This is a genomic window from Actinomyces acetigenes, assembly GCF_031296635.1.
Lineage (GTDB): Bacteria > Actinomycetota > Actinomycetes > Actinomycetales > Actinomycetaceae > Actinomyces > Actinomyces acetigenes.
Window position 1 is genome coordinate 1 of sequence record NZ_JASPFC010000026.1, and the last position, 25,147, is coordinate 25,147.

Below are 25,147 nucleotides of genomic sequence, written 5' to 3' on the forward strand. Positions count from 1 at the left end.
ACACCCCCGCGCTCGCGGTCACCGCGGCCACGGTCGGGGGGCTGCTGGTGGCGCCGATGGCGGTGCTGGTGGCGCGCTCCCTGCAGCGCGACGGCGCCTGGACGCTGGCGAACTACACCGACCTGGGCTCGACCGGCGGGCGCAGCGCCCTGCTCGTGACCGTGTGGGAGGCGGCCGCCAACTCGGTGTCCGTGTCCGTGGCGGCGGCGGCCATCGCCCTGAGCCTGGGGGTGGCGGTGTGCCTGGTGGTCTCGCGCCGACCCCGCAGCCGGGCGCTGGCCCGAGTCATCGCCGGGCTCGACGCCGCCTTCATGCTGCCGCTGGGCGTGTCCGCCGTGACGGTCGGCTTCGGCTTCCTCATCACCCTGGCGCGCCCGCCGCTGGCCCTGACCCGCTCCTGGTGGATCCTGCCGCTGGCGCAGGCCGTCGTGGCTGTGCCGCTCGTGGTGCGCACCCTACTGCCGGCGCTGCGCGCCATCGACCCGCGTCAGCGCGAGGCGGCGGCCGCCCTGGGGGCCGGGCCCGGCCGGGTGCTGGCGACCGTGGACGGGCCCCAGCTGCTGCGCGCCGGCGGGCTGGCGGCCGGCTTCGCCCTGGCGACGTCGCTGGGGGAGTTCGGAGCGACGTCGTTCCTGGCCCGCCCCCAGGAGCCGACCCTGCCGGTGGTCGTCTACCGGCTCATCGGCAGCCCCGGCTCCCAGAACCAGGGGATGGCGCTGGCAGGGGGCGTGGTCCTGGCGGTGGGCAGCGCCGCCGTCATGCTCGGCTGCGAGTGGCTCCAGACCCGGCTCGGCCCCGGGCGACGTCGGCACGTGGGGGCACGAAGCAGTCGATCGGCAGACTTCCTGAGCGCTGCAAACCTGGACGGGCGCAGGCTGGCGGGCGTCAAGGGCACTGCGGGCGGATGCGGCGGTCGCATTGAGACTCGCCGCGAGCGACGGGCGGACGCCGTATCCGCCTCGGACCCGGCGCCCGGGCCGGCTGGGACGTCGAAGCGTCTGCCGGCCCCGGATCGTGGGGTCTCCTTGCGGGCCGGTGGGCAAGCGGCGGGCGCGACGGGTGGAAGCAACGAGGCGGCTCGGGTGCGCGGGCCCAGGACGGACGGAGGCGAGCGGCCATGAGCCCTACTGCCAGTGGCACCAGTGCTTCGACGGGCCTGTCCGTGCGCGGACTCGCCGTGACCTACGGGGACCTGCGCGCCGTCGACGGCGTCAACCTGGAGGTGGCCGCCGGGGAGGTCGTCGCCCTCCTGGGGGCCTCGGGCTCGGGCAAGTCCTCCCTGCTGCGGGCGGTGGCCGGCCTGGAGGACGTGGCCGCCGGCGAGGTCGCCTGGGACGGGCGGAGCATGGTGCGCGTGCCCGTCCACAAGCGCGGCTTTGGCCTCATGTTCCAGGACGGCCAGCTCTTCGAGCACCGCGACGTCGGCAGCAACATCGCCTACGGGCTCACCGGCCTGCCGCGTGCCCAGCGGGGCGAGCGCGTGCGCGAGATGCTCGAGCTCGTCGGCCTGCCCGGCTTCGAGCGGCGGCGTGTGACGACCCTGTCCGGTGGGCAGGCCCAGCGGGTGGCCCTGGCCCGGGCGCTGGCCCCGGCGCCGAGGCTCCTGCTGCTCGACGAGCCCCTGTCCGCCCTGGACCGGGCCCTGCGCGAGCAGCTGGCCACCGACGTGCGCACCATCCTGCGCCAGGGCGGTACGACGGCGCTCTACGTCACCCACGACCAGGACGAGGCCATGACCGTGGCCGACCGGGTCGGCGTCATGGAGGCGGGCCGCCTCCTGCGCCTGGACACCCCTCAACGCCTGTGGGCCGACCCCGCCAGCAGCAAGGTGGCGCGGTTCCTGGGATTCGACGTCGTCGGCGACCTTGCCCTCGCCCCCGGCGCGCTGCGCGTGGTGGAGGCCGCTGAGGGGGAACCGGGGGAGCGGGGTGGGTCCGCGCAGACGGAGACACTGGCGGCACCGGAGACACCGGGGACGCTGCCGGCCACCCTGCCGGCCACCGTGCCGGCCACCGTGCCGGCCACCGTGCTGGCCTCGCGGCTGCGTCGCGGCCAGTGGGAGGTGGAGGTCGAGCTCAACCCCGAACGGCTCGCAGGCCTGGCGGGGCCGGACGGGCTGGCCGGACCGGACGGGCTGGCCGGAGTCGGGGCGGATGTCCCGGCTGAGCGTGAGCCGGCCCGTGCTACCCGTGCTACCGCCCTGACCCGGCGCCCCCACGCTCCCGGGACGTGCGTCGCCCTGAGCCTCGACCCCGCCCGCACCGCCCGCCTGTAAGACACCAGTGCGGAAGACCCGCCGTCGCGTTCGTACCTTATGCCGCCCGTTCGGGGGTTAAGGGTACGAACCGGCGACCTACCCTACGAACACGCGGGGGAGGGGCTCTTCGGAGGAATGGTCTGTTCCTTTCAGGGCCGTTGTAATCTGCGCTTGTCGGCCGGAGCAATCCCTATCCCCTGCCCGCAGCGGCCGTCCACCGGCGGCCATCGGCGTCCCTCAACGACAGGCTCGTGGTGTGCGGGGCGTCCGAGCCGGCCCAGCCGAGTCGGGCGAGCGGGATGACGCCCATCCCTTCACCACCCATGAACCGCATGAACTCCATGACCTCTGACAACCTGCCCGTGCCCAAGGCGCCCACACCGGTCCAAAACTGGCAGAAGAGCCTGCTCGACCTCTCCCTGCGCAACCCCCTCATCAATCGCATCTCTCGCGACGCCGTGGAGCTGCGCGTCCCGCCGGCGCTCATCGATGAGCTCGAGGATCTTGTTAATGACAAGGAGTACATCACCCTCGCCGCGGGGCGATACCGGCCCGCTGGGCTGTCCGACGACGACCTTCAGCAGGAGCAGATCCGAGCGGAATCATTCCTGCAGGAACGAACCGTCGAGGTCGAGCTGGCACCCAAGGAGCGTGTGCAGCGCCTCCAGGCCCTGGCCACCAGCGCCCGTACCGCCGTCGAGGAGACCGGCGCCAACAATCTTTACCTGGCCATCGGCACCCTCCATTGGGACAGTGACGGCAGCCGCCTGCACTCCCCGCTCATCCTCATTCCGGTCAACCTCGAGCGGATCGGCGACGACTTCAGGCTTATCCTCGACGAGACCGGCGCCTCCACACCCAACTACTCCTTCCTCGACCGTTTCGCGCGGGACACCGGTATCGAGCTCACCGAGCTGAGGAGCCCGAAGCTTGACGAGCACGGCATCGACCTTCGAGCCACTCTCGACAACGTGCGCGACCGTCTGCGACGTGCCGGCTGGGACGACGTCGTCACCCCCACGGTCCACCTGGGACTGTTCCGCTTCTCCACCTACCGGATGTGGAAGGACCTCGAGGACCACTGGCCGACGATCTCCGCCAACCCTCTCGTCGCCCACCTCATGGCCGGAGGGCACCACAACTTCGTGGACCCGGCTGGGCCGGCTCACACGGATCTCGATATCGACGAGGCGACCCAGGACCTGCCCCTGGCCGCGGACTCCGCTCAGGCCCGAATCGTGGCCGACGCCGTCGCCGGACGCAGCCTCGTCGTCGAGGGGCCGCCCGGAACGGGAAAGTCCCAGACCGTCTCCAACCTCATCTTCCGGGCACTGGCCACGGGGCGGACCATCATGTTCGTCGCCGAGAAGAAGTCAGCCCTCGACGTCGTCGCTCGGCGCCTGCGCGAGGAGACCGGCATCGGGGACCTGCTGCTCAACCTGCACGACAACGGAATGAAGCCGACCGAGGTTCGTCGGGCACTGCGCCGCGCCCTGGCCCTGCGGCGAGGAGAGCCCGGAGACGGCGCCGGGTCCGAGGTCGGCGCCGGTGAAGTGGCTGAGCGCTCTAACCCGACTGTGCTGCGCTCCGAGCTGGCAGGGATCCGCGCCGAGCTCGACACCTACCGCCGAGGCCTGTACGAGCCGGCACCGGCTGGCCCGTCCTATAGCAGGCTCCGAGAGATACTTGCCCAGCTCGGGGGCTCTGAAGACTCCGCCGATTCTGCGGCCGCCCAAGCCGCCCTGGAGGAGCGGGCCCGCGCCACCGGCCTGGACGCCTTCGACGCCGCCGCCCACAACCGGCTCATCGACCGCTACCGCAGCACTCTCCAAGAGCTGCGGGCAGCCCTCACCCCCGAACTGCTCGACGTCGTCCTGGCCCACCGCGACCAGGTCCTTCAGGGCGCCGCCGCCCGCGCCGAGGCACTGCGCAGCGAGCTCAACCGTCGTCGCAGCGCCATGAGTGTGCGCGAGCTGATCCGCACCTACGGCGACCTCATCACCGCCCTGACTCCCTGCCTACTCGTCTCGCCCGACTCGGTGGCCCGGTTCTTCCCGGCCGACCGCCGCTACGTGGACATTGTCGTCTTCGATGAGGCCTCCCAGATCCGGGTGGCCGATGCCGTGGGTGCCATGGGGCGCGGCCGCAGTGCGGTCGTGGTCGGTGACCCCAAGCAGATGCCCCCCACCCCCGCTGCCGGCGAGACACGAGGGGAGCAGGCGGCCGAGGCCGACTCCATCCTCACCCGGTGCCTGGATAGTGGTCTGCTTCAGCGCCGTCTCACCTGGCACTACCGCAGCCGGGACGAGTCCCTCGTCGCCTTCTCCAACCGCCACTACTACGACGGCAAGCTGCTCACCTTCCCGAGCCCGCTGACCATGGCCGCCGGTTCTGATGACGGCCCCGGTGGGCACGGCATCTCACTGCGGCGGGTTCGCGGCCGCTACTTCCGGCCCGAGGACAGGGCTCGGCACCCCAGTGTTTCTCCGAACACCAATCCGCACGAGGCTCAACGCGTCGTGGAGGAGGTGCTCCGGCACGTCGAGGCATCCCCCGAGCGTTTGCCCTCGCTGGGCGTCATCACCTTCAACGACCGCCAGCGCGACCTCATCGAGAACAGGCTGCGCAAGGCCGCATCACCCCGAGTCATTGAGGCCCTCGACGCCCGCGACGGCCTGTTCGTCAGAAACCTGGAGAACGTCCAGGGTGAGGAGCGCGACACGATCCTGTTCTCAGCGACCTTCGCCGCCAACTCGCACGGTGACCTGCCGCTGAACTTCGGGGTCCTCAATCACGCAGGCGGCGAGCGCCGCCTCAACGTGGCCATCACTCGGGCCCGCAGGCAGATCATCATCTTCACCAGCTTCGACCCCCAGGACCTGCACGCCGAGCGCACGGCCCACCGAGGAGTCAAGGACCTGCGCGCCTACCTCCACCAGGCCGCCGAGGGACGGGCCCCACGGGCCCTGCCGGCCTCGCAGAGCCCCCTTAACTGGCACCGGCGTGAGATCGCCGAGGCGCTGGACGCTGCCGGGCTCGTGGTCCACACCGGCGTCGGTCACTCCACCTTCGAGATCGACCTCGTGCTGGCACGTGCCGACCAGCCAGACCTCCCCACCGTGGCCGTCATGCTCGACGGGCCGCAGTGGAACAAACGAGAGGGCGTCGTCGACCGCGACCTGCTGCCGGTCGAGGTCCTGCACACCATGGGCTGGCAGCGGGTCGAGCGGGTCTGGATGCCCGAATGGGTGGCAGACCCGAAGGCCGTCGTCGCCCGACTCGTCACGGCAGCCGGCGGCCACTGGGTGCCGCCGACGCCGTCAACCACCGTGCTCGAGTCGGGGCAGGCTGCCCGTGCTGAGGACGCTGCGTCGCTGACCGACGACGACTCGAAGGCTGATGCCCGGGGCGCCACCGACGTGGGCGGCGAGGCGCCGGTTCCTGCTTCCGGCCCGCGTGCCCCTGGCGAGGAGTACACCGCTTGGACCCCGGCGGGTGTGCGCCCCCTGGAGATCCTCGACCGAGCCAGTACTGACCCTGAGGCCAGGAAGGTGCTTGTCGAGGTCGCCACTGCCATCTGCCAGGTCGAGGCCCCGATCTCCAAGCATCGGCTCTACGTCAAGATCTCCCGCGCCTTCGGACTGTCGCGAACCGTCAAATCACGCGAGGAGTCGATCCGGGCGGCCCTGGGGGAGGCCTTCGCCTACTTCGACGAGGACGGCTTCGTGTGGGCCTGCCGGGACGACGCGCTCGCGGCTCCGACCTACCGTCGTAACGCCTTGGACCATGTGGGGTCCATCCAGGAGATCCATCCCCGCGAGCTGGTGGGGCTCATGGCCCAGGCATGTGCGAAGAACCCGGAGTGGGCCTCCCAGGAAGACCTGTTCAGGTGGGCACTCAAGCGTCTGAGTGCGAAGAACCGCAGTCTTGGAGCGCGTGGGGTGGCGGAGGCTCTCACCAAGGCCCTCAAGGACGTGGAGGGCGTGCGCGCGTAGCCGCCGGCCCCGTCGTCGCGTTCGTACCTTATGCCTCGCGTTCGGGGGTTAAGGGTACGAACTGGCGACCTACCCTACGAACACGCGGTTCAAGGGCCGTTGGGCCAGCTGCGGGTCACAGGAAGGTCTCGTCGCAGGCTCCGGCCAGCCGGATCGCACCTACATCGACGTCGTGATCCTTGTCACTTATCGGCGTTTCTCGGTTCGCTCCGACGCGGGTCACGCCAGGACTTTTCTCCTGCATGGCGCCGCCATTGTGGGCGGACGAGAAGTCATGTCGTCGGAGGAATGGCAAGGGGGAGTCCTGCCCGGATGCTGAGCCTGGCGATGTCAAAAGATCACGAACAGGTCGCAGTTGAAGTCTCTAGTTGAGTAGCATCCACAGTGCTGGCAGCCGTGGGCGTCTCTGTGCCGGGCTCGTGCGTCGGCGTGGTCGCCGGCCCCGGGTCGCGTGTCTACAGCCTCGGCAATCGGCGCCTTCCTCAGTGATAATCCCGATCCTCCACCGCAAGGAGCCTGACATGTCCGCCTACGTCCGCTACTACCGGCGGCTTCAGGCACTCACTCAGCGCCTGAGCACCTACCTGGACCGGTTGGAGGCTCGCGCCCGGGAGTTCGGCGTCAGCTCGGCCCGTACCGCGATGGAGATGCAGATCACCGATCCGGCCTCCGTCTCCGCCTTCCGCTCGGAGGTCGAGGCCCAGATCATGTTCCTGCACACCAAGGCCCAGAGGGTCTTCGCCAAGCACTTCGCCCCCTTCCTGGACATCGACGCCGACCTGTCCATCGACGAGGACCGTCAGCTCTCCGCCCGCCTCCAGGACGCGGCCAACCTCGTGGGCGGCTTCGAGGCGCGCCTGCGCAACATCATCGAGGAGGTCTTCGCCCCCGGCCGCGCCGAGCAGGCCCGCGAGGAGTGGAACCGGGCCATGACCGACTGGCGCCAGGCTCAGTTCTCCTTCACCTGCGACAAGTGCGGCGACCCGGTGCCGCTGCCCGAGCTCTACCACATGCCGGTGTTCATCACCTGCCCGCGCTGCAAGTCGCGCGTGGCCTTCCAGCCCACCGAGGCCATGGCGGCCGCGCCCACCTGGGCCAAGGAGGTCGCCAAGACCACCTGCTACGCCGAGTGGCAGAAGTCCGAGTCGGAGCAGGCCGCCGAGGAGGGGGTGGGCCTGGCCTTCTTCTACTACGTCGACTACGCCATCGCCCACTACCTCATGATGAACCGGCTGCTTCCCTTCTACGTGCGCTCCCAGGGCGGCCAGGAGGCCCTGCGCCGCGACGTGCGCAAGGCGCTGGAGACCCGCACCCACCAGCTGCGCCCCGACGAGGTTTCCCCCCAGTACCACGCCATGGAGTACGTCAACTTCATGGGTGGCCTGGGCCGCTCAGCCCAGATCCTGGGCCAGGAGGGCCTCGAGGACCGCCGCCAGCTCATCTTGCAGACGGTGCGCGACATCATGCGCCCCGACGAGCCCCTGGCCCGTTCCATCCTGGACAACACCTTCACCGAGGAGCTGTGGAGCCAGCAGGCCCACGCCGCCGACCAGCTCTCCTGCGAGGTGCCCCGCTAGCGTTCCCACCCGCCGTCCGCCCAGCCTGGCACTCGGGCGATCCGCAGACGGCTCGAGTTCGACGACGTGCCGCGACTCCTTCGCCGTCCCGTCGGCTTGTCAGTTCTTCGTCCCCCGTGCGGCCCGACGCCGTTCGGAACCGTTCCCGAAAGGACCACCATGGTCGGCTTCCGCAAGAAGTCCCAAGACAGCGCCTCCTTCTCCCGGTCATCCGGTGCCAGGGAGGACGGGAGAGTGGGGGCCGCCTCTGCGGGTGCCCCCCAGCGCACTCGCCCCGGGCGCAACGAGCCCACCGCGCGCGCCGGCAAAGGACGACGCAGCCCGGCCGCCGGCCGCCGTGGTTACACGGCCTCCGAGCAGATGGATTCGCGCTGCCTGACCCTGGCCGAGTCGGCCTCCGGTGTCCTGGGCCGTTCCCTGGACCAGGCGCTGGCGCGACTCCCGGAGGGGCCCGGCGCCCCCGCCGCCTCCCGGGGCCCCGCCGGGCCGGCGGGCTCAGGGATCCCGGCAGCCGGGAGCCGACCCGACGCCGTCGGCGCCCCGCGCTCGACTAGGGGTCGGGGGGCCTCAACGGGTAGCGTGCGCAGCACACAGGTCGGCACCGGCCAGGTCGACACGGTCGCGGACATCGCCTCCGACATCGAGTTCTGACGGCCCACCCTGCATCACCACCGGCCCCAGGCCGGATCATCAGCTGCGCGCCGCACGCCCCAGCGGCGCCACCCGCACCGAATCCGCATCACGTCCCGCACCGGGAAGGAGGCGAGAGATCCCATGAGCGCCCAACCAGCTCTGACCCTTCAGCGGGTCGAGACCTGGCTGTCCCAGCACGGCATCACCGCCGGCCCCGAGGAGGACGGCGCCGTCTTCATGGGCTTCCCGGGCTGCGACATCGGCGTCTACCTGCACGACCAGGAGGCCGCCCTCGTCGTGGCCGGCATGTGGCGCGGGCGCCCGGCGGCCGAGCGCCTCGATGAGATGCGCGCCTTCATCGACGCCCAGCACCGTTCCACCTACGGCCCGGACCTGGCCGTCACCCCCGCCCACGACCCCGGCCGCCTCCTGCTGAGCACCCAGATGGTGGCCTACGTCGGCGCGGGCATGAGCCAGGCCCAGCTCGACGCCTTCATGGACATGGGCCTGGGCATGACCCTTGCCTTCTTCTCCACCGTCCAGGAGCGCTTCCCCGAGCTCGTCACCTGGGAGGAGGACTGATGGCCTGGTGGAATCAGCCGGAGGGGTCAGTGACCCCGACCGTGACCCTCAGGCGGCTCGCCGCCTGGCTGGCCGCGCGCGGCCACCGATACGACCTCGACCTGTCCGAGGGGGTGGTGCGCTTCTCGGCGGCCGGGTTCGACTACGTGCTCATGGTGGTCGACCGCCGGATCCTCGCCGTGCGCGCCCACTACCAGCTCGCCGCCGACCTGCCGGGCTCCGCGGAGCTCTCGCGGGTGCGCGCCGTGGCCCAGGAGGTCTCCAGCGGCCGGCTCATCCCCGCCTTCTACACCGAGGTCGACGACGCCGGCCTGGGCCTGTGCGCCGAGGTCCTCACCAACATCGGGGTCGGGCTCGACGACGCCCAGCTGGCCGGCACCCTGGACTTCATCCTCGACGGCGTCGATACGGCCCTGCGCGAGGTCCTCGGTCTCCTGGCCGCCCAGGACGCCCCTGCCGACAGGCGGCCCGACGCCGGGCCGGAGGCTGAGAGCGCACCCGCGTCCCGGGCTAAGAGCGGGCCGGAGACCGAGGTCGAGACCCATGGCGACGGCGAGGGCAGCGGGGCGACCGTGATTGCCCTGCCCGAGGCGCCCCGGCCTGCCCAGGCCGCCGGGACCGCCGGCGGCGCCGGCGCTGCTGAGGCCGTGGGAGGAGAGCCCGCTCACCTGAGCGCGCAGGCTCCTGTCGCCGCGATGACGGCCGATGTGACCGTCGGCGTGGCTGCCGACACGGCCGATGCGACGGTGGAGATGGCCGCCGTCGTCGACGGGCCGGCCCCCGGCGCTCCGGGTGATGCTGAGGGCGGAACCGGGGCTGAGACAACCGACACCCCCAAGCCCCTGCTCGTGTCCTAGCTCGCGCAGGTCTGACGAACCCGGCGCGGCGGCATCCGTTGGAAACACTGGAGTGGTGGGAGCCTGCGTCGGGGTGGGCGGTCCTGGAGCCGGCCGGTCCGGTGGGGGCGCTCGTCCCCGACATGCCCTGAGGCGGAGTTGCCGCTGGCCGTTGCAGTAGCGGATTCTATAACTGTTCGGTAACACTGGACGTCGGACAACTGCCCTCTGGACGAAAGGAGCCCGACATGCCCATGCCGCCGTTCACCGGTGAGCGGTGCGGGATGACGCTCCACCCACGGCGTCCCTGGGGTACACGGACCGCATTCCGTGCGTTCTTGCAGCACACGGTGGAAGCCTTCGCCTCATGACGGTGCAACGTCAGGCTCCGCCCGGAAGGACAGACTCCATGACCACACGCGAAGACATCCTCGAGCGTCTGGCCTACGCCGATGCCCTCGGCCACGGCCCCCAGACCTCGGCCCTCATCGCGGAGGCCGTCAGCTGGGCGGACGCACTGGGCGACGAGGACCTGCGGATCGCCACCCGACTGGCCCTGACCGAGGCCTACCAGCAGGGCAACGAGGCGTGGAAGGCGCTGGCGCCCTTCTCGTGGAACCTCGGCCGCTACCAGCGCCGCCCCGAGGCCTTCGACGACGCCCAGGTGCGCACCCTGCACTGGCACTTCAAGTGGGCGGTGGCCGTGGCGGCAGCCAACCCCAGGGTCTCCAAGGACAAGGTGCGCCAGCTCGAGGCCAGCCTCGAGGAGTTCTACCGCTCCGGGGGCGCCTCCATGCACGTCGTCCACGGAGAGCGCGCCTCGGTCGCCGGCCTGCTGGGCCTCGAGGAGGAGGCCGCCGAGGAGCTGGCCGCCTGGCGGGCCACCCACCGCGACGAGAACGCCGACTGCGAGGGCTGCGACCCCATGCGCCAGGTCGCCTTCGCCTACCGCACCGAGGCCTGGGAGCTGGCCGTGGCCACCGCCGTGCCCGCGCTGACCGGCGCCGTCAGCTGCTCAGTGCAGCCCCAGACCACGCAGTCCCTCGTGCTGCTGCCCCTGCTGGCCTCCGGCCGGCCCCGGGCGGCCTGGGAGGCGCACCTGCGCTCCTACCGGGAGATCCGCCGCAACCCCAAGGCCCTCATCTCCCTGTCCTACCACCTGGAGTACCTGGCCCTCGTGGGGCGGGTGGACCGGGGCCTGGAGATCCTGCGCCGTCACCTGTCCTGGCTGGCGCAGACCGAGTCCGCCTACGTGCTGCTGTCGGCCCTGCGCGGCATGAGCCTGGTGCTGCGCGAGGCCGAGCGGGCCGGCCGCGGCGAGGAGCCCCTCGGCGTCGAGGTCCCGGCCGCCGACCTGTGGTACCCGCTGCCGGGGCTGGAGTCCTCCACCACGATCTCGCGCGCCTACGCCGAGATGACCGGCTGGGCCCGGCGCCTGGCCCAGCAGTTCGACACGCGCAACGGCAACTCCACCGTCTCCGACCACCTGGAGCGCTCCCTGGCCCGGGCCGCCTTCGACGCCGCCCCCGGCGCGGTCCACGGGCTGGGTGTGGAGGTCGACCTCCTGGAGCCCTCCGAGGAGCTGCCCGAGGCGGCCCAGACGAGCCTGACCGTGGACGAGGACGGCGCCGCCCCCGACGTCGCCTCCCTCCTGGGTCTCGTGGCCGACGACAACGGCCTGGTCCAGGAGCACGCGCCCCGCACGACGTCGTCGAGCCAGGAGACGGCCGGCCGACGCGCCCACGCCGCCACCAGCCACCAGAGCGGCAATGAGCCCTTCCCCCTGGTGGACCTCGTGCGGCCCCGGCCGGTGCGCAACGGCGAGGAGGCGGTGCGCCGCTACGCCGACCACCGCCGCACCATCGGCTCCTCGACGATGGACTACTGGTACGTCGTCGACCAGGTGGCCACGCGCGACCTGCTGCCCCCGATCGGTGAGGAGATCCCGGGCCTGGAGTACCACACGGGGCTGCTGCGCGCCGCCGCCATGACCTGCCGCACCGAGATGGACGAGGCCATCGCCGAGCGCCTGCGGATCCGCCCCCTCATCGAGCTGGCCTTCGGGCCACTGGGCGCCTACTACGTGGACCTGCTCAACCTCGACAACGAGATCACCGCCGACTCCATCGCCGAGCGCTCCCAGGACACCGTGCGCGATGAGCGCCTGCAACGGGCCACCTCCCTCATCGGGCAGATCGAGGCCCAGGTCGAGGACCTGGTGTCCACCGAGCTGCTCGACCCCGGGGGCACCGACGCGCTCGTCCTGGCCGCCGACGCCCTGCTCGTGGGGGCCTCGGTCCTCACCGACCTGCACGCCAAGGACGAGGCGCTCGGGGCGATCCAGGTCGTCGCCCGCGCCGCCGACGCCGTCCCCGAGGACCGCCACGCCGAGCGGATGGACGACATCCTCGACATGGCGCGCGCCGAGGTCCTGGCCGAGTGCGGCGACGTCTACAACGGCTGCCTGCTGGCCGAGGAGGTCATGCGCCGCCACGAGAAGGTCTCTCCGGTCCTGGCCGCCCGCGGTCGGCGTCTGCTGGGCATCTCCTCCATGGAGGTGGGCCAGTTCGATGAGGCCATCGCCCAGTTCCGCGAGCAGGCCAACATCATGCTGGCCGCCGGCATCACCCTGTACGCCGTGGCCTCCCTGCTGTCCCTGGGCTCGGCGCTGGAGGCCTCTGAGCGCTTCCTGGAGAGCGCCGAGGTCCTGGAGTCCGCGCTGGCTCTGGCCCAGCGCACCGGGGCCAGGAGCATCGCCCTGTACCTGCACCGGCTCCTGGCCCAGACCGGCATGGCCATGGGTGAGGAGGAGAGCGTCGCCGAGCACTCGCTGGAAGCCGCCCGGATCCTGCAGGACCAGGGGCGCCGGGCGCTGGCGGGGGAGTACCTCTCGCACGCGGCGATGGCCGCCTCCAACCTCAAGGACAATGTGCGCGCCGCCGCCCTGTTCCGCCAGGCCGCCGACCTGGAGGACACCCGCACCGACCAGGGCTGCCTGGACCGGGGGCGGGCGCTGCGCCGCTCGGCGCGGGCGCTGGTGGACGACCTCACCCTGCCCATGGCCCGGGCCCGGCTCGACGAGGCTCGCCAGATCATGGAGGAGGCCCGCCAGGCCTTCGCCGGCGTGGCCGACACCGAGGGCTACTCCTCGGCGTGGGAGATCGGCGACTGGCACGACGACATGGCCTGGATCCTGTGGCGCACCGGCCAGAACTGGCAGGCCGTCCAGCACTGCGAGGCCGCCTACGACGGCTACATGGACACCGAGGACCGCGACTCGGCCTCGCGCGCCCTGTGCATGCTGGCCCGCCTGCACGCCGAGCGCGGCGAGCGCGACGAGGCCCTGGCCGCCTGCGCCCGCGTGCGCGACCTGCTGGGCGAGCCGTACTGGGACGGGCATGACGCCCTGGAGTTCGTGGCCTCCATCGAGGAGACGCTGCGCTGACGTGTGGCGCGGGCTGCGCGGCCCGCGATGCGGTTCCTCCCCGGCCCACAACACTGTCCTGGACTGCGACGCCGCCCTGGCCGAGAGGTAGTGCAACCCCACGCGCAGGATGTCCCCGTTGAGTGAGGACCGTCGGCGTCGGCGGGTACGGGATGCGAGATTCCGCCCCGTGAGAATCGGGTGACGGCGGCCGATATGCGAGGAATGATTAGCCGTGGGCATCCAACCCCTCGACGACCCTCCCGGGAGGCACCCCTTGGCCATCGCAGTCTCACACCGATTCGTACCCAGCGGCGACCTGCCCGTGGAGGCGGGGCGCTACCGACTCGTGGCATCGGGGGCCTGTCCGTGGTGCCGCCGCGTCCTCATCGCCCGGCGCCTGCTGGGCCTGACCGAGGCGATCCCTGTGTCCTGGAGCTACGGCAAGGGTGCGGACGGCTACTGGGAGCTGACCGGTCCCGACGGCGAACCCGGCGTGGATCCGGCGCTCGGCGCCCGCTCCCTGGCCGAGGTCTACGAGAAGACCCCCGGCTACGAGCCGCCCCCCACCGTTCCGGCCCTCGTGGACACCACCACCGGCGAGGTCGTCAGCGACGACTCCGGCGACATGCTCTTCGACCTGTCCACTGCTTGGTGGGACCTCCAGCGCGAGGGCGCCCCGGACCTCTATCCGCTCAACCGTCGCAACTCCACCGACGCCTGGGATACGTGGATCGGCTCGCAGATCAACGTCGGCCACGCGGTGGCCACTCACTCCCAGGACCCGGAGAAGGCCGCGGCGGCGGCCAACGGCGTCCTCGTGGGCTTCGACGTCATCGACACCCTCCTGGCCCGCGCCACGCGGATGGAGGCCTCCCGTGAGGACGGCCTGACGATGCTCGACGGGCCGGCCCTGTCCGCCGTCGTCGCCATTGGCCAGTACCTGTGCGGCGACAAGCCCACCGGCAGCGACATCCGCCTGTTCACCACCGTCCAGTCCTACGAGTACGGCGGGCGCCAGCACTACCCCGGCGGGGAGGCGCCGTCAGTCTCCTTCTGGCCGGCGCTGGCCCGCTGGTTCCGCGCCCTGGAGAGCCGCTCGGGCTGGGTGGGGTCAGAGGAGCGCAGCGCCCTGGGCTGCTGACGACTGGTGCTCCCGGTGCATACCCCCTGGGATCGCTGACGGGTTACTCCCATGGACCCACCGTCCCTGTTGCATGACTGCTGCCAGGCATGCAACAGGGACGGTCATCGCCAAAGACCATCCCTACGACCACTGGGATAGCCGAGCGGGCGAATCGGTGATGCGGAACGGACGTGAGGTATGAGACGGGCGACTGGGCACCCCACGAGAACGGACTATGCCCGAGCGGGCGACGGACAAGGACCAGACGTCACCCTAGTCATTTACGGCCTTCGTCGACTCCTAACTTGTATGCCGTTTCTCTGTCTTCACTCTGGGCTCCCAAAACGTTGAACTCACTATCGTTAGACAGGTTATTCAGTATGCTGCTGTATTTATCGATATCTTCTTTATCGTTCGACCCGTCTGCCTTGATCGTGAGCTTATCCATATCAATGGTCCCGTCGGCCTTAATAAGAGGATAGTCATAATCCCCGCCATTAGCATTAAGGTGTGCGCCATCAGGAATAAGACCCGCTTCTGTGAGGGTGTTGAAAGTATTGGCTATGTTCTGTGCTCTCCATGCTGACCCATATGATTCGATATCGGGTTTCGTTGGTGCGTTGCCGCTCATTGCCGTGCTGTCTGATGAGCTGGATGTGACCACGCTTTTGGTATAGTCCAGAGCATAGGACTGAGCGATAGAAACGGCGGAGCCAACTGCGGCAGACTGGGGTGAGGGAATAAACTTCATGCCGTTCGATAATGCCGAGAATAGGAAATTAATACCTGCGTCTTTCTCTTCTCTGCCGAGTTCTCTGCCCTTCTGAGCTGTACCTAGTATGAAGCCGATCATCATGTCATTGGACTTGCAGTCGTTTCCAATTTGTCTTACTGCTGTTTCTGTGGAGCTATTGGTGTACTGTTCTATATCCGAGTCGGCCTTTGTCCTTTCAGCGCAGAAACGTGCAGCCGATTCTCCGAGTGTGGCTAGTGCGGTATCGTCAGTTCCAACCTCTTGAAGGAGGGCTCGAACTTCCTTTGTGCGAACAGCGGACCATACCTTTGGATAACTTTTCTCAGAAGGACTTGATGGTTGCGAGGCATCACTTTTGCGTGCGGCGGCATCAACGTCTGGCATAGAGTTTCCCAGCATGATGGCCGCGTTCTGGCGAGATAGTGGAGACCAGGTTGGGCTGAACTTTGATGTATTGCTAAGGCCTGACAGTGCTAGCGTGGCTTGCTCGGTGATCCAGGCTGCTTGTTCATCCTTGGATCCTTCGTCAGGAACGCGGAGCGTAGAGACGCCGGCAAATGCGGCAGTCAGCCCCTCCATGCTTGTCTCATCCCAGTGGCGGGACATGATCCAACTGAATGTCGGTGAGTCCTCTACCGTATAACCATTGTCTCCGTGAACTACTTCTGATGGTGGAACGAAGTAGTTCAGTGCCGCCTCAGGATTCCGGCCCATTGCGGTAAGGAGTCCGGTAAACGGATCCCAGTCCCCCATCCTCCTCATGGGGTACATGTTGGTCATCATTTTCGTTTTCCATGAGGGTATTCCCGAGGAGTTCTGCTCGTACTCTTGAAGGTCCTTAGCAACGGTCGAGAGGAACTCCGAGTCAAATACTCCTCCAGCTTGGGCGGCAGCGTCTCCCAAAGTAGTTGTGTTTGTTGCCGAGTGGTTTGCCCCGGACAGAAGTAGATTGACTGCGTAAGGCATATACGGCGGCGTGTTGTCATCGTTAGTAAGTGATGCCAGGCTATGTGCATACTTTTGCTTGTGTTGGGGTGTCCATATTTGGGATGCGGATGCTGTTCCGAGAGTTATGGAAAGCGCGGACAATGCGCCGAAGTACTTCTCCTGAGTCTCATTGAATTTTGTTGCAATGTCCTCGGTGCCATTGGTTGCTGGATTCTGTTGCCATAATTCCCAGTACGTCTGAACGCTCTCAGCGAGATTTGCCATGCCCTCTGCCCCCAGGGTGTCTGCGAACACCGCGGCATATATTGGGTTGTTCTGGCCGCTGTGGACTTTGCTGGTCAAGAAGGAAAGCAGGTCGTCGCCGGTTAGTGTCTTTGATTCTTCGGCTTCCGATCTGGCCTGCCGTGCCGCATCGACATTGAAAGTCCGCATGTTTACAACGGTATCATCCTGGTCGTCAGGGATGTAGTATGTCAATGTGCCCGAATTGAAGGCGTCACTAATTCCAAGGCTATTGATCTCGACGATAACGTCGTGTCTTTCCTTGAGGTCGAAGGCAATTTGCTCTACTGCGCTTGCGGATGCGCCCATATTGGTAGTCGCCGCCGCATCGGACTGTCCCGAAGATTTGTCAAGCGCGAGGGCAGCATCAGGCACGGGATCGTGGTTACGCGTACTACAATCTCTGATGCGCCTGCGCTGTGTGTCGATTTCTGCGGCACGATCGTTGAGATCATCAATCAATGCCCTCATTCCTGTCATATCATACTTAACGTACGTCATTGTTGTTTCTCGCATTCTCTGGGTGTGTGCTGCAGATCATCATCTGCGGGGCTTATTTCTATGATGAGGTGAGTGGTGTCGCAACGGGAAGATTGCTGGCGAGGATATGTCTGTCAACTGCTTGTGTCCCGGTTTCCTACCGGGCGGCTTGCCATGACGCCTCTTCGCTCTCGGGCGTAACCTTTTCGCCGACCCAGTTGACTTGGTAATCTCTTGCGGTTTTAAGGGTGCCTGAAATCGAATTGAGTGCAGTGTCCGTCGAGTTCAGGGAGTCTCTGACTCGTTGAAAATACTGCTCGGCTATCGAGGAGTTCCATAGGTTCTCGCCTAGGCGGGACTGCATCTGGCTGACGGTCTGGTGGCCAGTGACAACTCCTGTGTATCCTTCTTCGCTATAGGTGTGGTCTTTTGTTATCCACGTGGAGTTCAGAAACGTTTGAACTGCGGAAGTCTCGTCGGCGACGTATTCGATCGCCTTCAGCTTCATATTGTCAACCTTGTTGCTGTCAGCACTGTCTGAAGCGGTCTCTGTCATGGGTTCTACTTTCTCTGAGTTTCGGGAAGTGATCACGGCGATGTCAAATCACGTACTGTTAGTGCACCCGTGGTTCATGCTTGAGGGGATGGGGTGAGGTGGATGTGGTAGGCATCGGCCGGTCGGGGACGATCGGTCTTATTACTTTAATGTGGATGCTCTTGGGATGGGATTTCAAACATGGGGACAACTAACCATGGGTTGCAGGACCCATCTTGTCCACCACTTAAACAACCAAGTGGCGAATTCGGTTTGAGTGTTTTATGGCGCTTCGTGTTTGGGAGGGGTGGTAGACGGTGCCTATTGAGTGCGCCAGTAGCACCGCTCGATCGCGTCCTTGAGCAGTGCTGCACTGATCCCTCGCGTCTGAGCCTGCTCGTCCACTGCGAGCCGGGCCAGTAGACGGGCGAAGCGGGACGTCTCCTCCAGCGGAGCGCCCAGCACGGCCTCAATGGCATCGAACTGCTGTGATGACACGGAGAACCAGCGACGGTCGGCAAGAACGCGTTCAGCCTCAAGCGTCGCTGAGGACAGGATGAACTCGCTGACGGAGCGGTCCGTCTGGGAGGCGGCTTGCTGAATCAGAGCTTCTTGGAGCGGCGTGGCGCGCAGATCGATTCTCTGGGTTCTGCGGGCTGTTGAGATCGGTACGCTCCGGCCTCCTTGGTGGCACAGACAATGTACGTACAGGAGTGAGCGCGCAAGGTCAGTGACGTTCACGGTGTGGGCGCTTGGGCGGGGTGGGGTCGGAGGAGCGCAGCGCCCTGGGCTGCTGACGGCCGCGCGGGGCCGACGGCGCGGCCTGACTCCGCGTTCCGGCTACGGCCGGGCGGTGAGGACCGGGTTGTACAGGAGCCGGTTGGGCGCCGTCGGGCACTCCTCACCCACGGCCATCGGCGCGATGAGCCGGTCGGCCCGCAGGTCCTCCAGGCGCGCCACCATAAGGTTCTACAGTATGAGCCAGGAGCGTCAACATGCAGTAGCCGGGCTCCAACCTATGTAGACGTAAGATCGATCGTGACTAGAGGTTAGCGACACCGGGTATCAGTTTGTTACTTCGCAAGATGGGTAGAATCTGAAAGATCCCTGTCCGCCCTGCGCGTGGAGTGTGAGCCCATGGAACTGCGTGAAGTCTCAGAGTCGATCATACGTATTGCTGCTCAATGTGAAAGAACAGGTCATTCGTTCTGTGGGGGAACGGAAGCGTGCAATGATTTTCGTGAATTCGTTGCCGGCTCAGGTCAGGATTTCGATGCAGGGCGACTTCTGCTTAATTGTGGCCATGATTGTCCTGATCAATCGTGGCCAACTACGGCGCTGCTTCGACTTGTGAGTGAGGCTATCGACGGACGGGAGTCGAAACTGTCACGTCGGCGGACAATACGTCTCACCTCTGCCTTGGCGCGGTTGGGTGAGCGTGGCCTTGGTGCAGATATGGTGCTAAGAACATGGTTACGTAAAAGACTGATTCGACATGCCATGATGGAATTGGTGATTCGATATTATGTAGGCGAGTTGTCTTATTCTGGCGATGGACCATTTTCTCAGTGGGTAAAGATTTTAGACGAGGAGCTTAGCGAAGGCGAGCGGGTTCGGCCTGCTGGGTTGAGTCAGTTAATGCTTATCGCTAACGAGGGGTCACTTAAGAAACTGGCGAATAGATGGTGTGAAACGGCAGCAGTTTCTCATTTGGTTGATTATAGAGTAAGTGGGTACACCAAAACTGATGTTGAGCAATCAGATCTAGTGCTTCCAGCAGGAGAAGATGCAACCATATGGGTTTTTGAGCGCTTAACGATGACCTATTTGAATCAGTGGTCAGCAAGTTCACTTATGTGGGAACTGGCTTATCTAGATAGCTCACATCGGGTGGTTGAACGTCTGGGAATTCCGGCTTCCATTTTGAATGAGCGCCACATATCTATGGTGGATATTGTGAGTGAGCTATCAAATCGCTTGCTTATTCGGGGTGTTGCGGGGGATGTCATTGAGGGAATGACGGATCAGCAACAACGGGAGCAAGTTGTTAAACTTCTGCAAGTCTCCGATTATAGTGGAGCTCTTGATCTCGCACGCAGAGCTGTGCGTAGGGCCCCCGGAGATGCTCGCTGCTCGTTAATTTTGGCCTGTTCTCTCATGGCGACGACACCGTTAGGTGCTAAGCTTATTCTTGAGCAAATCAAATCGGAGGCGCGTAATGACAGTGGAGGCCTCCGTCAAGCTGACGAAACGGCTATTCTGGTTGATCTGGCAACGATCTATCTGCTGGAACAACGCTTGAATGACTTCGATCTTTTATTTGAGGAAATCGAACAAAGAAATCTTCGGGGGTGGTTTTGGGATCCGTGTGAATATGTTAGAGGTAGTTTGGTGTTCCGAGAGTTTGACCATTTAGAATGGCTCACTAAAGCAAGGGTGGCGAAAGAGAAAATTATGAGTCGTTGAGTGTTCGGGTCACTTGCTTCATGGAGAGCAGCAGGTGCAATTTGTTAGCGGGTGATGGAAGAAAGTCGCCGTTGGTGAGATAGAAGGAACGTGCCTGCTCATCTCGACAGTGCACGACAAGGGCAGCGGCGCCAACTTCTCGGCTGAGCGTGTAGCACCGCTCGATCGCGTCCTTGAGCAGTGCTGCGCCGATTCCGTGCCTCTGGGCCCGCTCGTCCACTGCGAGCCGGGCCAGGAGGATACACGGAATCTCCTCAGGTCGGCTGCGGTGATTGAGTCCCTCCGGTGCGTCATCGCGGGAGTAGGCAGCCGTCGTGATGGCGTAGTAACCGAGAATGACATCATCCTGGGTAGTGACATATGTGACGGCGTTGTTGGCCTTCTGGTTCTGCCATGCGTATCGCTGGAACCAGTCGTCCAGTTCTACTGCTCCGCTGTGAAATCCTGTCGTGACATCCTGTCGGGTGAGGCGTCGAGGGGCCTCGAGGTGTCCGCTACTCACGATTCGTTGTTAAGGTCGATGTGGGTCCCGAAGGGTGAGGGGCGGTTCCATAGGCGTGCGAAGCGGGGCGTTTCCTCCAGCGGAGCGTCCAGCGCGGCCTCAATGGCATCGAACTGCTCTGATGTCACGGAGAACCAGCGACGATCGGCGAGAATGCGCTCAGCCTCAAGTGTCGCTGAGGACAGGATGAACTCGCTGACGGAGCGGTCTGTCTGGGAGGCGGCTTGCTGAATCAGGGTCTCCTGGCGTCGTGTGGCGCGGAGATCTATCCTCTGGGTTTTTGTGGGCGACATGGGGGCTCCTTCGTGTGTGGCTAATGTACGTACGGCCCTCTAGAGAGACAAGGTGCGCGCAGGAAAAGTGTTGCATGTCACAAATTGAGTCGGTGGGCGTGCCCCAACCCTCGTGCAGTACGCCTGGGTCCTGCCCGGAAGCGCGGACGGCGCGGCCTGACTCCGCGTCCCGGCTACGGCCGGGCGGTGAGGACCGGGTTGTACAGGAGCCGGTTGGGCGCCGTCGGGCACTCCTCACCCACGGCCATCGGCGCGATGAGCCGGTCGGCCCGCAGGTCCTCCAGGCGCGCCACCACTCGGTCACGCAGCGTCCACGGGTCAATGGTGTTGAGGTAGATCTTCGTGCCGCCCTCGAAACCGGCCAGGGTGGAGACCCGCCACTTGAGCGTGATGTGCCAGGGCATGGGCTGGTCCACGTCGAGCGGCTTGTGGTGCCACTCCTCGTTGCTGGGAACGTCCGCGCCCGTGGCCGCGTGCAGGGCGTGCACCAGGTCGGAGACGGCGTCGACCTCCTCGCGGCTCATGAGCCACGGCTCGGGCATGGCCGACGTCGAGTACACCTCCAGCGTCGGGTAGCGGTGCCCGAACCCGGCGAAGGCCACCGCGTGGTCGTTGCTCGCCACCAGCAGGCCCTGGTAGGCGGCGTAGTCCACCGCCATCTCGTTGTACAGGTTGGGGTTGGCCCGCACCTTCTGCAGCTCCAGCTGACTGGTCACGCCGCGCTCGTCGATGCCCACCAGCTGCTTGTGCAGGTGGTCGAAGCTCGCCCCGGCCGGCCGCAGCCAGTTCTGGAACACGGCCACGTAGCGCACCCACCGGTTGGCCTCGTACAGGCTGTGCATCGCGTGGATCGCCAGGTGCGTGTAGGCGCGGTGCTCGGCCACGCTCAGCGTTCCCGAGCCGGCCAGGCCGGTGGTGTCGAGAGCGTCGTCGGTGAAGTGGCGCCGGCCGATGATGACGTCGTGCCCCCCGGCGAAGAAGGCCGCCAGGAAAGTGTGGCGGTCCCGCTCGCTCATGGTGTCCCAGGAGGCCGGGTCCGCGCCCGCGGCTGCCAGCTTGGTGCGCGCCACCCGCTCCACGTGCTCGACGCCGGCCGGGTCAGCCAGGTAGGCCTCCATTCGTTCGCGGGCGGCGTCAGGGATCTCGTAGCCGTGGTTGGTGTGCCAGTAGTCGAAGGAGAGGATCTCGAAGAGGTTGGGCACCCGCCGGAACTCGGCCACCGTGTCGAACAGGGCGGAGGCGGCGACGGCGTCGAGGCGCTCAAAACCGCCGTCGGCCCCGCGCACGATGCGTGCCTTCTCCGGGGGCGTATCCAGGTAGCGCGCCGCGCAGAAGGCACAGCTGTGGGTGCGGTCGGCCTCCTCCAGCGGGCGAACCTCCGCCACCGGGTGCGAGATGGGCCGGTTGGCGCGGCCCGGCACGGTCCACACCTCGGTGCCGGTGAAGGGGCTGATCTGCTTGACCGTCCCATCGGCCAGGCGCGTGAGTGGTTCGGCGGAGGGAGAGTACGGCATAAGCATGCTTCCATTGTGACGCCTTGTGGCGGCTCGCGCGCCCGGTAGCCCCGACAGCGGGCCCGGCGGTCCGGGGTCGGGGTAGTCTCACTGGCTCGTGCGGACCTGCGCCGGGCCCGGCCCCGCGCCCCGCACTGCCCGCATCCCCGCACCCGACTGGAGACAAGGAGACGATATGGCCGAGGTCTTCACCTCCCTGCTGCTCATCGTCGCAGTGGCCTTCATGGCGCCGCTGATCTCCTGGACCATTCCCAAACGGCTCGTGCCTGAGGTCGTCCTGCTCATCCTGGGCGGAATGCTCATCGGCCCCCACGGCCTGGGCCTGGCCGTCGAGGACTCCTCGATCGAGCTGCTGCGCGAGCTCGGCGTCGCCTTCCTCTTCCTCATGGCCGGCTACGAGATCGACGTCAACGAGCTGCGCGGGGCGGGCGGGCGCCACGCCGCCGTCGCCTGGCTGCTCTCGCTGGGGCTGGCCTTCGGTGCGGTCAGCGTCATCGGGGTGACCGGAGGGGCGGCGTCGGCCAACGGCATCGCCATCGCCACCGCCATGACCTCCACGGCCATCGGCACGATCCTGCCGATCCTGCGCGACCGGGGTCTGCTGCCCACGGCGGTGGGCGCCTCGATCCTCAACCACGGCGCCGTCGGCGAGGTGGGGCCGGTCATCGTCATGGCGCTGCTGCTGGGTTCACGCTCCACCTGGGCGAGCATGGTGATCCTGGGTGTCTTCCTCCTCATCACCCTGCTCATCGTCCGCTTCACCAGCCGCGTCAAGCGCGTGGGGCGCCGCCTGGTCGAGGCCATCCACCTGGGGGCCTCGACGACGGCCCAGACCACCATCCGCGCCACCGTCCTGCTCCTGGTGGGGCTGTGCGCCATCGCCGCCATCTTCGACCTCGACGTCATCCTGGGGGCCTTCGCCGCCGGCTTCGTCCTGCGTCACGCCTTGCCCGAGGGCGACGCCGAGTTCGAGGAGAAGCTCGACGGGCTGGCCTACGGGTTCTTCGTCCCGATCTTCTTCGTCACCTCCGGTATGGGCATCGAGGCCAGGCTCAACGGCGGGGACCTGGTCAACCTGCTGGCCTTCTTCGTGCTGCTGGTGCTCGTGCGGGGCGTGCCGGTGTGGCTGGCCTCCCGGGCGGAGCGCCGCAGGGACGGCTCGCGCGCCTACTCAATGCGCCAGAGCCTCCAGATCGCCGTCTACTCGACGACGGCCCTGCCCATCATCGTGGCCGTCACCCAGGTGGCGGTCAGCGCCGGGGCCATGTCGACCTCCTTCGCCTCCACCCTCGTGCTGGCCGGGGTGCTGTCGGTGCTCGTCCTGCCGGCCGCCGGGCTGGCGCTGGGCGACCGGAGCGACCACGTTCCGGCCAACGAGGTGATGCGCGTGGTCCAGGGGCCGGCCGCCCCCGACGGACGCACTCCCGAGGAGGCCACGGTCCCGGTCGGCGAGCAGGTCTCGGAGCCGCGCCGACCGGCGTCGCCGCCCAGCGGCATCAGGCTGCCGGTGACGGAGCGCACCCCGGCGACAGAAGCGAGGCGGCCGGCGCAGCCCGATCTGGTGGGCCTGCCCGACCTGCGCGAGCAGGCGACACCGGCGATGGCGCGTCTGGCCGAGCTGGGGATGCACACCCGGGGCCTGTCGCTGGAGGAGTCCCACCGCCTGGCCGCGCGCCTGGCCGAAATCGAGCAGGAGCACGCCCTGTGGCGCGAGCGCTGGCACCACGTGCGCAGACACGGCGCCACCTCCCGGGCGGCCCGACGTCGTCGGCCCCGCGGAGAGTGACGGCCTCCGTCGGCGAGCAAACGGGTGCCTATCCCCGTTGGCCGAGCACCTGCTCGACCATCTCCTCCAGCGACGCCTGCACCGGTCGGTAGCGGATGCCCAGCTCGTGCCGACTCCGCGAGGCGTCGGCGCGGACCGTGTAGCCCACGTTGCGTCGCACGTAGGCTCGTGTCAGCCCGACCCTGGGTGCCATCGCCAGGAGCACCGGTCCGGGCAAAGGCCGCCGCGGTAGAGGAAAAGACCGCCCGAAGCGCGGCAGCAGTCTCCCGGCGAGGGCCAACAGATCGGTGTCCTCAGCGGAGACGATGTAGCGCCCGCGGGCCTCAGGCAGGAAAGCGGCGGCGATATGCGCCTGGGCCACCTCGCGGACATCGACGGCGCTGATTCCCAGGCGTGGCGCTCCGAGGCGAGCAGTGCCGTCGATGAGCATCCGCGCGGTCGAGAAGCTCTCACTGGTGGGTGCGCTCCCCAGGGCGGGACCAACGATCATGGCCGGGTTGATGGTCACCAGGTCCCATCGCCTCTGCTCGGCGGCCAGCCGCCACGCCTCCTTCTCCGCGAGGGTCTTGGAGTAGGGATAGGGCTGGTGGCCGGCGGAGGAGGTGGTGTTCCAGCAGGTCTCGGTCAGGATTCGCCCCGGGTAGCCCTCGATGTCGACGGCGTCGCCGTACATGGCCACGATCGAGCTGGTGAGGACCACCCGCGTGACCGACGGCGTGCGCTCGACTCCGGCCAGCACGTTACGGGTTCCCTCCAGGGCCGGCTCGATCAGGTCGTGCTGTGGGTCGTCCGTCGAGTGCAGAATGGGCGAGGCGGTGTGAATGACGATCGCGCAGCCCTCCATCGCCTCGTCGTAGGAGCCGGGCTGGAGCAGGTCGCCGGCGAAGAGACGCAGAGTACCCGGTGTCTGCTCGGCCATGCGGTTCAGGTGGGCCACCTTGTTCGTGTTCTGGGGGTCGCGCACGGCGGCACGGACGGTGATGCCGGCGTCGAGCAGGCCCTTGGTGACCCAGCTGCCCAGGTAGCCGGTGGCGCCGGTGACCATAACGGGGCTGCTGGTGTCGACCGGGATGCTGCTCAGGTCGATGGTGGAATCGAAGTCGTTGATGGAGCGCGTTTCCGAGGATCGCATGGGCGTAGCCTGACAGCCCTAGGAA

Annotated in this window: 18 protein-coding genes; 11 read left to right on the forward strand and 7 right to left on the reverse strand. The window is 67.0% G+C overall.

The features are described from left to right. From RIV14_RS10115 to RIV14_RS10155, 9 genes are all read left to right on the forward strand, one after another. A partial coding sequence (locus RIV14_RS10115) for an ABC transporter permease (RefSeq protein WP_428978879.1) occupies nt 1–1,121 on the forward strand: 1,121 nt, incomplete at its 5' end. Then, on the forward strand, nt 1,118–2,275 hold the full coding sequence (locus tag RIV14_RS10120) for an ABC transporter ATP-binding protein (protein ID WP_075372445.1): 1,158 nt from the start codon (nt 1,118–1,120) through the stop codon (nt 2,273–2,275). The genes RIV14_RS10115 and RIV14_RS10120, both read left to right, overlap by 4 nt. Nucleotides 2,276–2,598: 323 nt before the next feature. Further along, on the forward strand, nt 2,599–6,252 hold the full coding sequence (locus RIV14_RS10125) for a DUF4011 domain-containing protein (RefSeq protein ID WP_256699286.1): 3,654 nt from the start codon (nt 2,599–2,601) through the stop codon (nt 6,250–6,252). Nucleotides 6,253–6,773: 521 nt separating this feature from the next. Then, nucleotides 6,774–7,829 carry a hypothetical protein gene (locus RIV14_RS10130; RefSeq protein ID WP_070659301.1) on the forward strand — a complete coding sequence of 352 codons (1,056 nt, stop codon included), beginning with the start codon at nt 6,774–6,776 and terminating at the stop codon, nt 7,827–7,829. Nucleotides 7,830–7,988: 159 nt separating this feature from the next. After that, the gene (locus RIV14_RS10135) at nt 7,989–8,480 is read left to right on the forward strand and encodes a hypothetical protein (RefSeq protein WP_075372447.1); all 492 of its coding nucleotides are present in this window, start codon (nt 7,989–7,991) and stop codon (nt 8,478–8,480) included. A 123-nt stretch (nt 8,481–8,603) separates the two neighbouring features. Beyond that, entirely contained in the window at nt 8,604–9,044 is a 441-nt protein-coding gene (locus RIV14_RS10140) for a YbjN domain-containing protein (RefSeq protein WP_075372448.1), read from the forward strand. A 29-nt stretch (nt 9,045–9,073) separates the two neighbouring features. Beyond that, on the forward strand, nt 9,074–9,901 hold the full coding sequence (locus RIV14_RS10145; protein WP_256699287.1) for a hypothetical protein: 828 nt from the start codon (nt 9,074–9,076) through the stop codon (nt 9,899–9,901). 388 nt (nt 9,902–10,289) lie between these two features. After that, nucleotides 10,290–13,325, forward strand: a complete 3,036-nt coding sequence (locus RIV14_RS10150; RefSeq protein ID WP_075372450.1) for a tetratricopeptide repeat protein — start codon at nt 10,290–10,292, stop codon at nt 13,323–13,325. Nucleotides 13,326–13,581: 256 nt separating this feature from the next. Beyond that, complete coding sequence (locus tag RIV14_RS10155) at nt 13,582–14,448, forward strand: glutathione S-transferase C-terminal domain-containing protein (protein WP_081381267.1); 867 nt, start codon at nt 13,582–13,584, stop codon at nt 14,446–14,448. Nucleotides 14,449–14,707: 259 nt separating this feature from the next. Here the strand turns inward: RIV14_RS10155 and RIV14_RS10160 are convergent, their stop codons facing one another. From RIV14_RS10160 to RIV14_RS10170, 3 genes are all read right to left on the reverse strand, one after another. Continuing rightward, nucleotides 14,708–16,915: a DUF6571 family protein gene (locus RIV14_RS10160; protein WP_143224205.1), complete on the reverse strand. Its 2,208-nt coding sequence runs from the start codon at nt 16,913–16,915 to the stop codon at nt 14,708–14,710. Between the two features lie 136 nt (nt 16,916–17,051). Beyond that, nucleotides 17,052–17,450 (reverse strand): hypothetical protein, encoded by a 399-nt coding sequence (locus RIV14_RS10165; protein ID WP_143224206.1) that lies wholly within the window; start codon nt 17,448–17,450, stop codon nt 17,052–17,054. Nucleotides 17,451–17,750: 300 nt separating this feature from the next. After that, nucleotides 17,751–18,170 carry a type II toxin -antitoxin system TacA 1-like antitoxin gene (locus RIV14_RS10170; RefSeq protein WP_275531674.1) on the reverse strand — a complete coding sequence of 140 codons (420 nt, stop codon included), beginning with the start codon at nt 18,168–18,170 and terminating at the stop codon, nt 17,751–17,753. Between the two features lie 396 nt (nt 18,171–18,566). Between RIV14_RS10170 and RIV14_RS10175 the strand changes: the two genes are divergently transcribed. After that, nucleotides 18,567–19,895, forward strand: a complete 1,329-nt coding sequence (locus RIV14_RS10175; RefSeq protein WP_143224207.1) for a hypothetical protein — start codon at nt 18,567–18,569, stop codon at nt 19,893–19,895. Here the strand turns inward: RIV14_RS10175 and RIV14_RS10180 are convergent. The 3 genes from RIV14_RS10180 to RIV14_RS10190 all read right to left on the reverse strand — a co-directional run bounded on the left by RIV14_RS10180 (nt 19,882) and on the right by RIV14_RS10190 (nt 22,210). Further along, entirely contained in the window at nt 19,882–20,397 is a 516-nt protein-coding gene (locus tag RIV14_RS10180; RefSeq protein WP_075372452.1) for a GNAT family N-acetyltransferase, read from the reverse strand. The genes RIV14_RS10175 and RIV14_RS10180 overlap by 14 nt on opposite strands. After that, complete coding sequence (locus RIV14_RS10185) at nt 20,394–20,690, reverse strand: type II toxin-antitoxin system TacA family antitoxin (protein WP_075372453.1); 297 nt, start codon at nt 20,688–20,690, stop codon at nt 20,394–20,396. The genes RIV14_RS10180 and RIV14_RS10185 overlap by 4 nt, the downstream gene beginning before the upstream one ends. Nucleotides 20,691–20,863: 173 nt before the next feature. Further along, nucleotides 20,864–22,210, reverse strand: a complete 1,347-nt coding sequence (locus tag RIV14_RS10190; RefSeq protein WP_075372454.1) for a DUF4921 family protein — start codon at nt 22,208–22,210, stop codon at nt 20,864–20,866. A gap of 169 nt (nt 22,211–22,379) precedes the next feature. Between RIV14_RS10190 and RIV14_RS10195 the strand changes: the two genes are divergently transcribed. Further along, nucleotides 22,380–23,990 (forward strand): cation:proton antiporter, encoded by a 1,611-nt coding sequence (locus RIV14_RS10195; protein WP_075372455.1) that lies wholly within the window; start codon nt 22,380–22,382, stop codon nt 23,988–23,990. A gap of 28 nt (nt 23,991–24,018) precedes the next feature. Here RIV14_RS10195 and RIV14_RS10200 read toward each other — a convergent pair whose 3' ends face one another. Further along, complete coding sequence (locus tag RIV14_RS10200; protein ID WP_075372456.1) at nt 24,019–25,122, reverse strand: NAD-dependent epimerase/dehydratase family protein; 1,104 nt, start codon at nt 25,120–25,122, stop codon at nt 24,019–24,021. Nucleotides 25,123–25,147 lie beyond the last annotated feature (25 nt).

What these genes read in the sequence shown, in the direction of transcription:
- RIV14_RS10120 (WP_075372445.1), top strand. Translation starts at nt 1,118, where the DNA reads ATGAGCCCTACTGCCAGTGGCACCAGTGCTTCGACGGGCCTGTCCGTG.
- RIV14_RS10200 (WP_075372456.1), bottom strand. Translation starts at nt 25,122, where the DNA reads ATGCGATCCTCGGAAACGCGCTCCATCAACGACTTCGATTCCACCATC.
- RIV14_RS10195 (WP_075372455.1), top strand. Translation starts at nt 22,380, where the DNA reads ATGGCCGAGGTCTTCACCTCCCTGCTGCTCATCGTCGCAGTGGCCTTC.
- RIV14_RS10175 (WP_143224207.1), top strand. Translation starts at nt 18,567, where the DNA reads ATGGAACTGCGTGAAGTCTCAGAGTCGATCATACGTATTGCTGCTCAA.
- RIV14_RS10130 (WP_070659301.1), top strand. Translation starts at nt 6,774, where the DNA reads ATGTCCGCCTACGTCCGCTACTACCGGCGGCTTCAGGCACTCACTCAG.
- RIV14_RS10185 (WP_075372453.1), bottom strand. Translation starts at nt 20,690, where the DNA reads ATGTCGCCCACAAAAACCCAGAGGATAGATCTCCGCGCCACACGACGC.
- RIV14_RS10125 (WP_256699286.1), top strand. Translation starts at nt 2,599, where the DNA reads ATGACCTCTGACAACCTGCCCGTGCCCAAGGCGCCCACACCGGTCCAA.
- RIV14_RS10140 (WP_075372448.1), top strand. Translation starts at nt 8,604, where the DNA reads ATGAGCGCCCAACCAGCTCTGACCCTTCAGCGGGTCGAGACCTGGCTG.
- RIV14_RS10165 (WP_143224206.1), bottom strand. Translation starts at nt 17,450, where the DNA reads ATGACAGAGACCGCTTCAGACAGTGCTGACAGCAACAAGGTTGACAAT.
- RIV14_RS10135 (WP_075372447.1), top strand. Translation starts at nt 7,989, where the DNA reads ATGGTCGGCTTCCGCAAGAAGTCCCAAGACAGCGCCTCCTTCTCCCGG.
- RIV14_RS10160 (WP_143224205.1), bottom strand. Translation starts at nt 16,915, where the DNA reads ATGACGTACGTTAAGTATGATATGACAGGAATGAGGGCATTGATTGAT.
- RIV14_RS10190 (WP_075372454.1), bottom strand. Translation starts at nt 22,210, where the DNA reads ATGCTTATGCCGTACTCTCCCTCCGCCGAACCACTCACGCGCCTGGCC.
- RIV14_RS10150 (WP_075372450.1), top strand. Translation starts at nt 10,290, where the DNA reads ATGACCACACGCGAAGACATCCTCGAGCGTCTGGCCTACGCCGATGCC.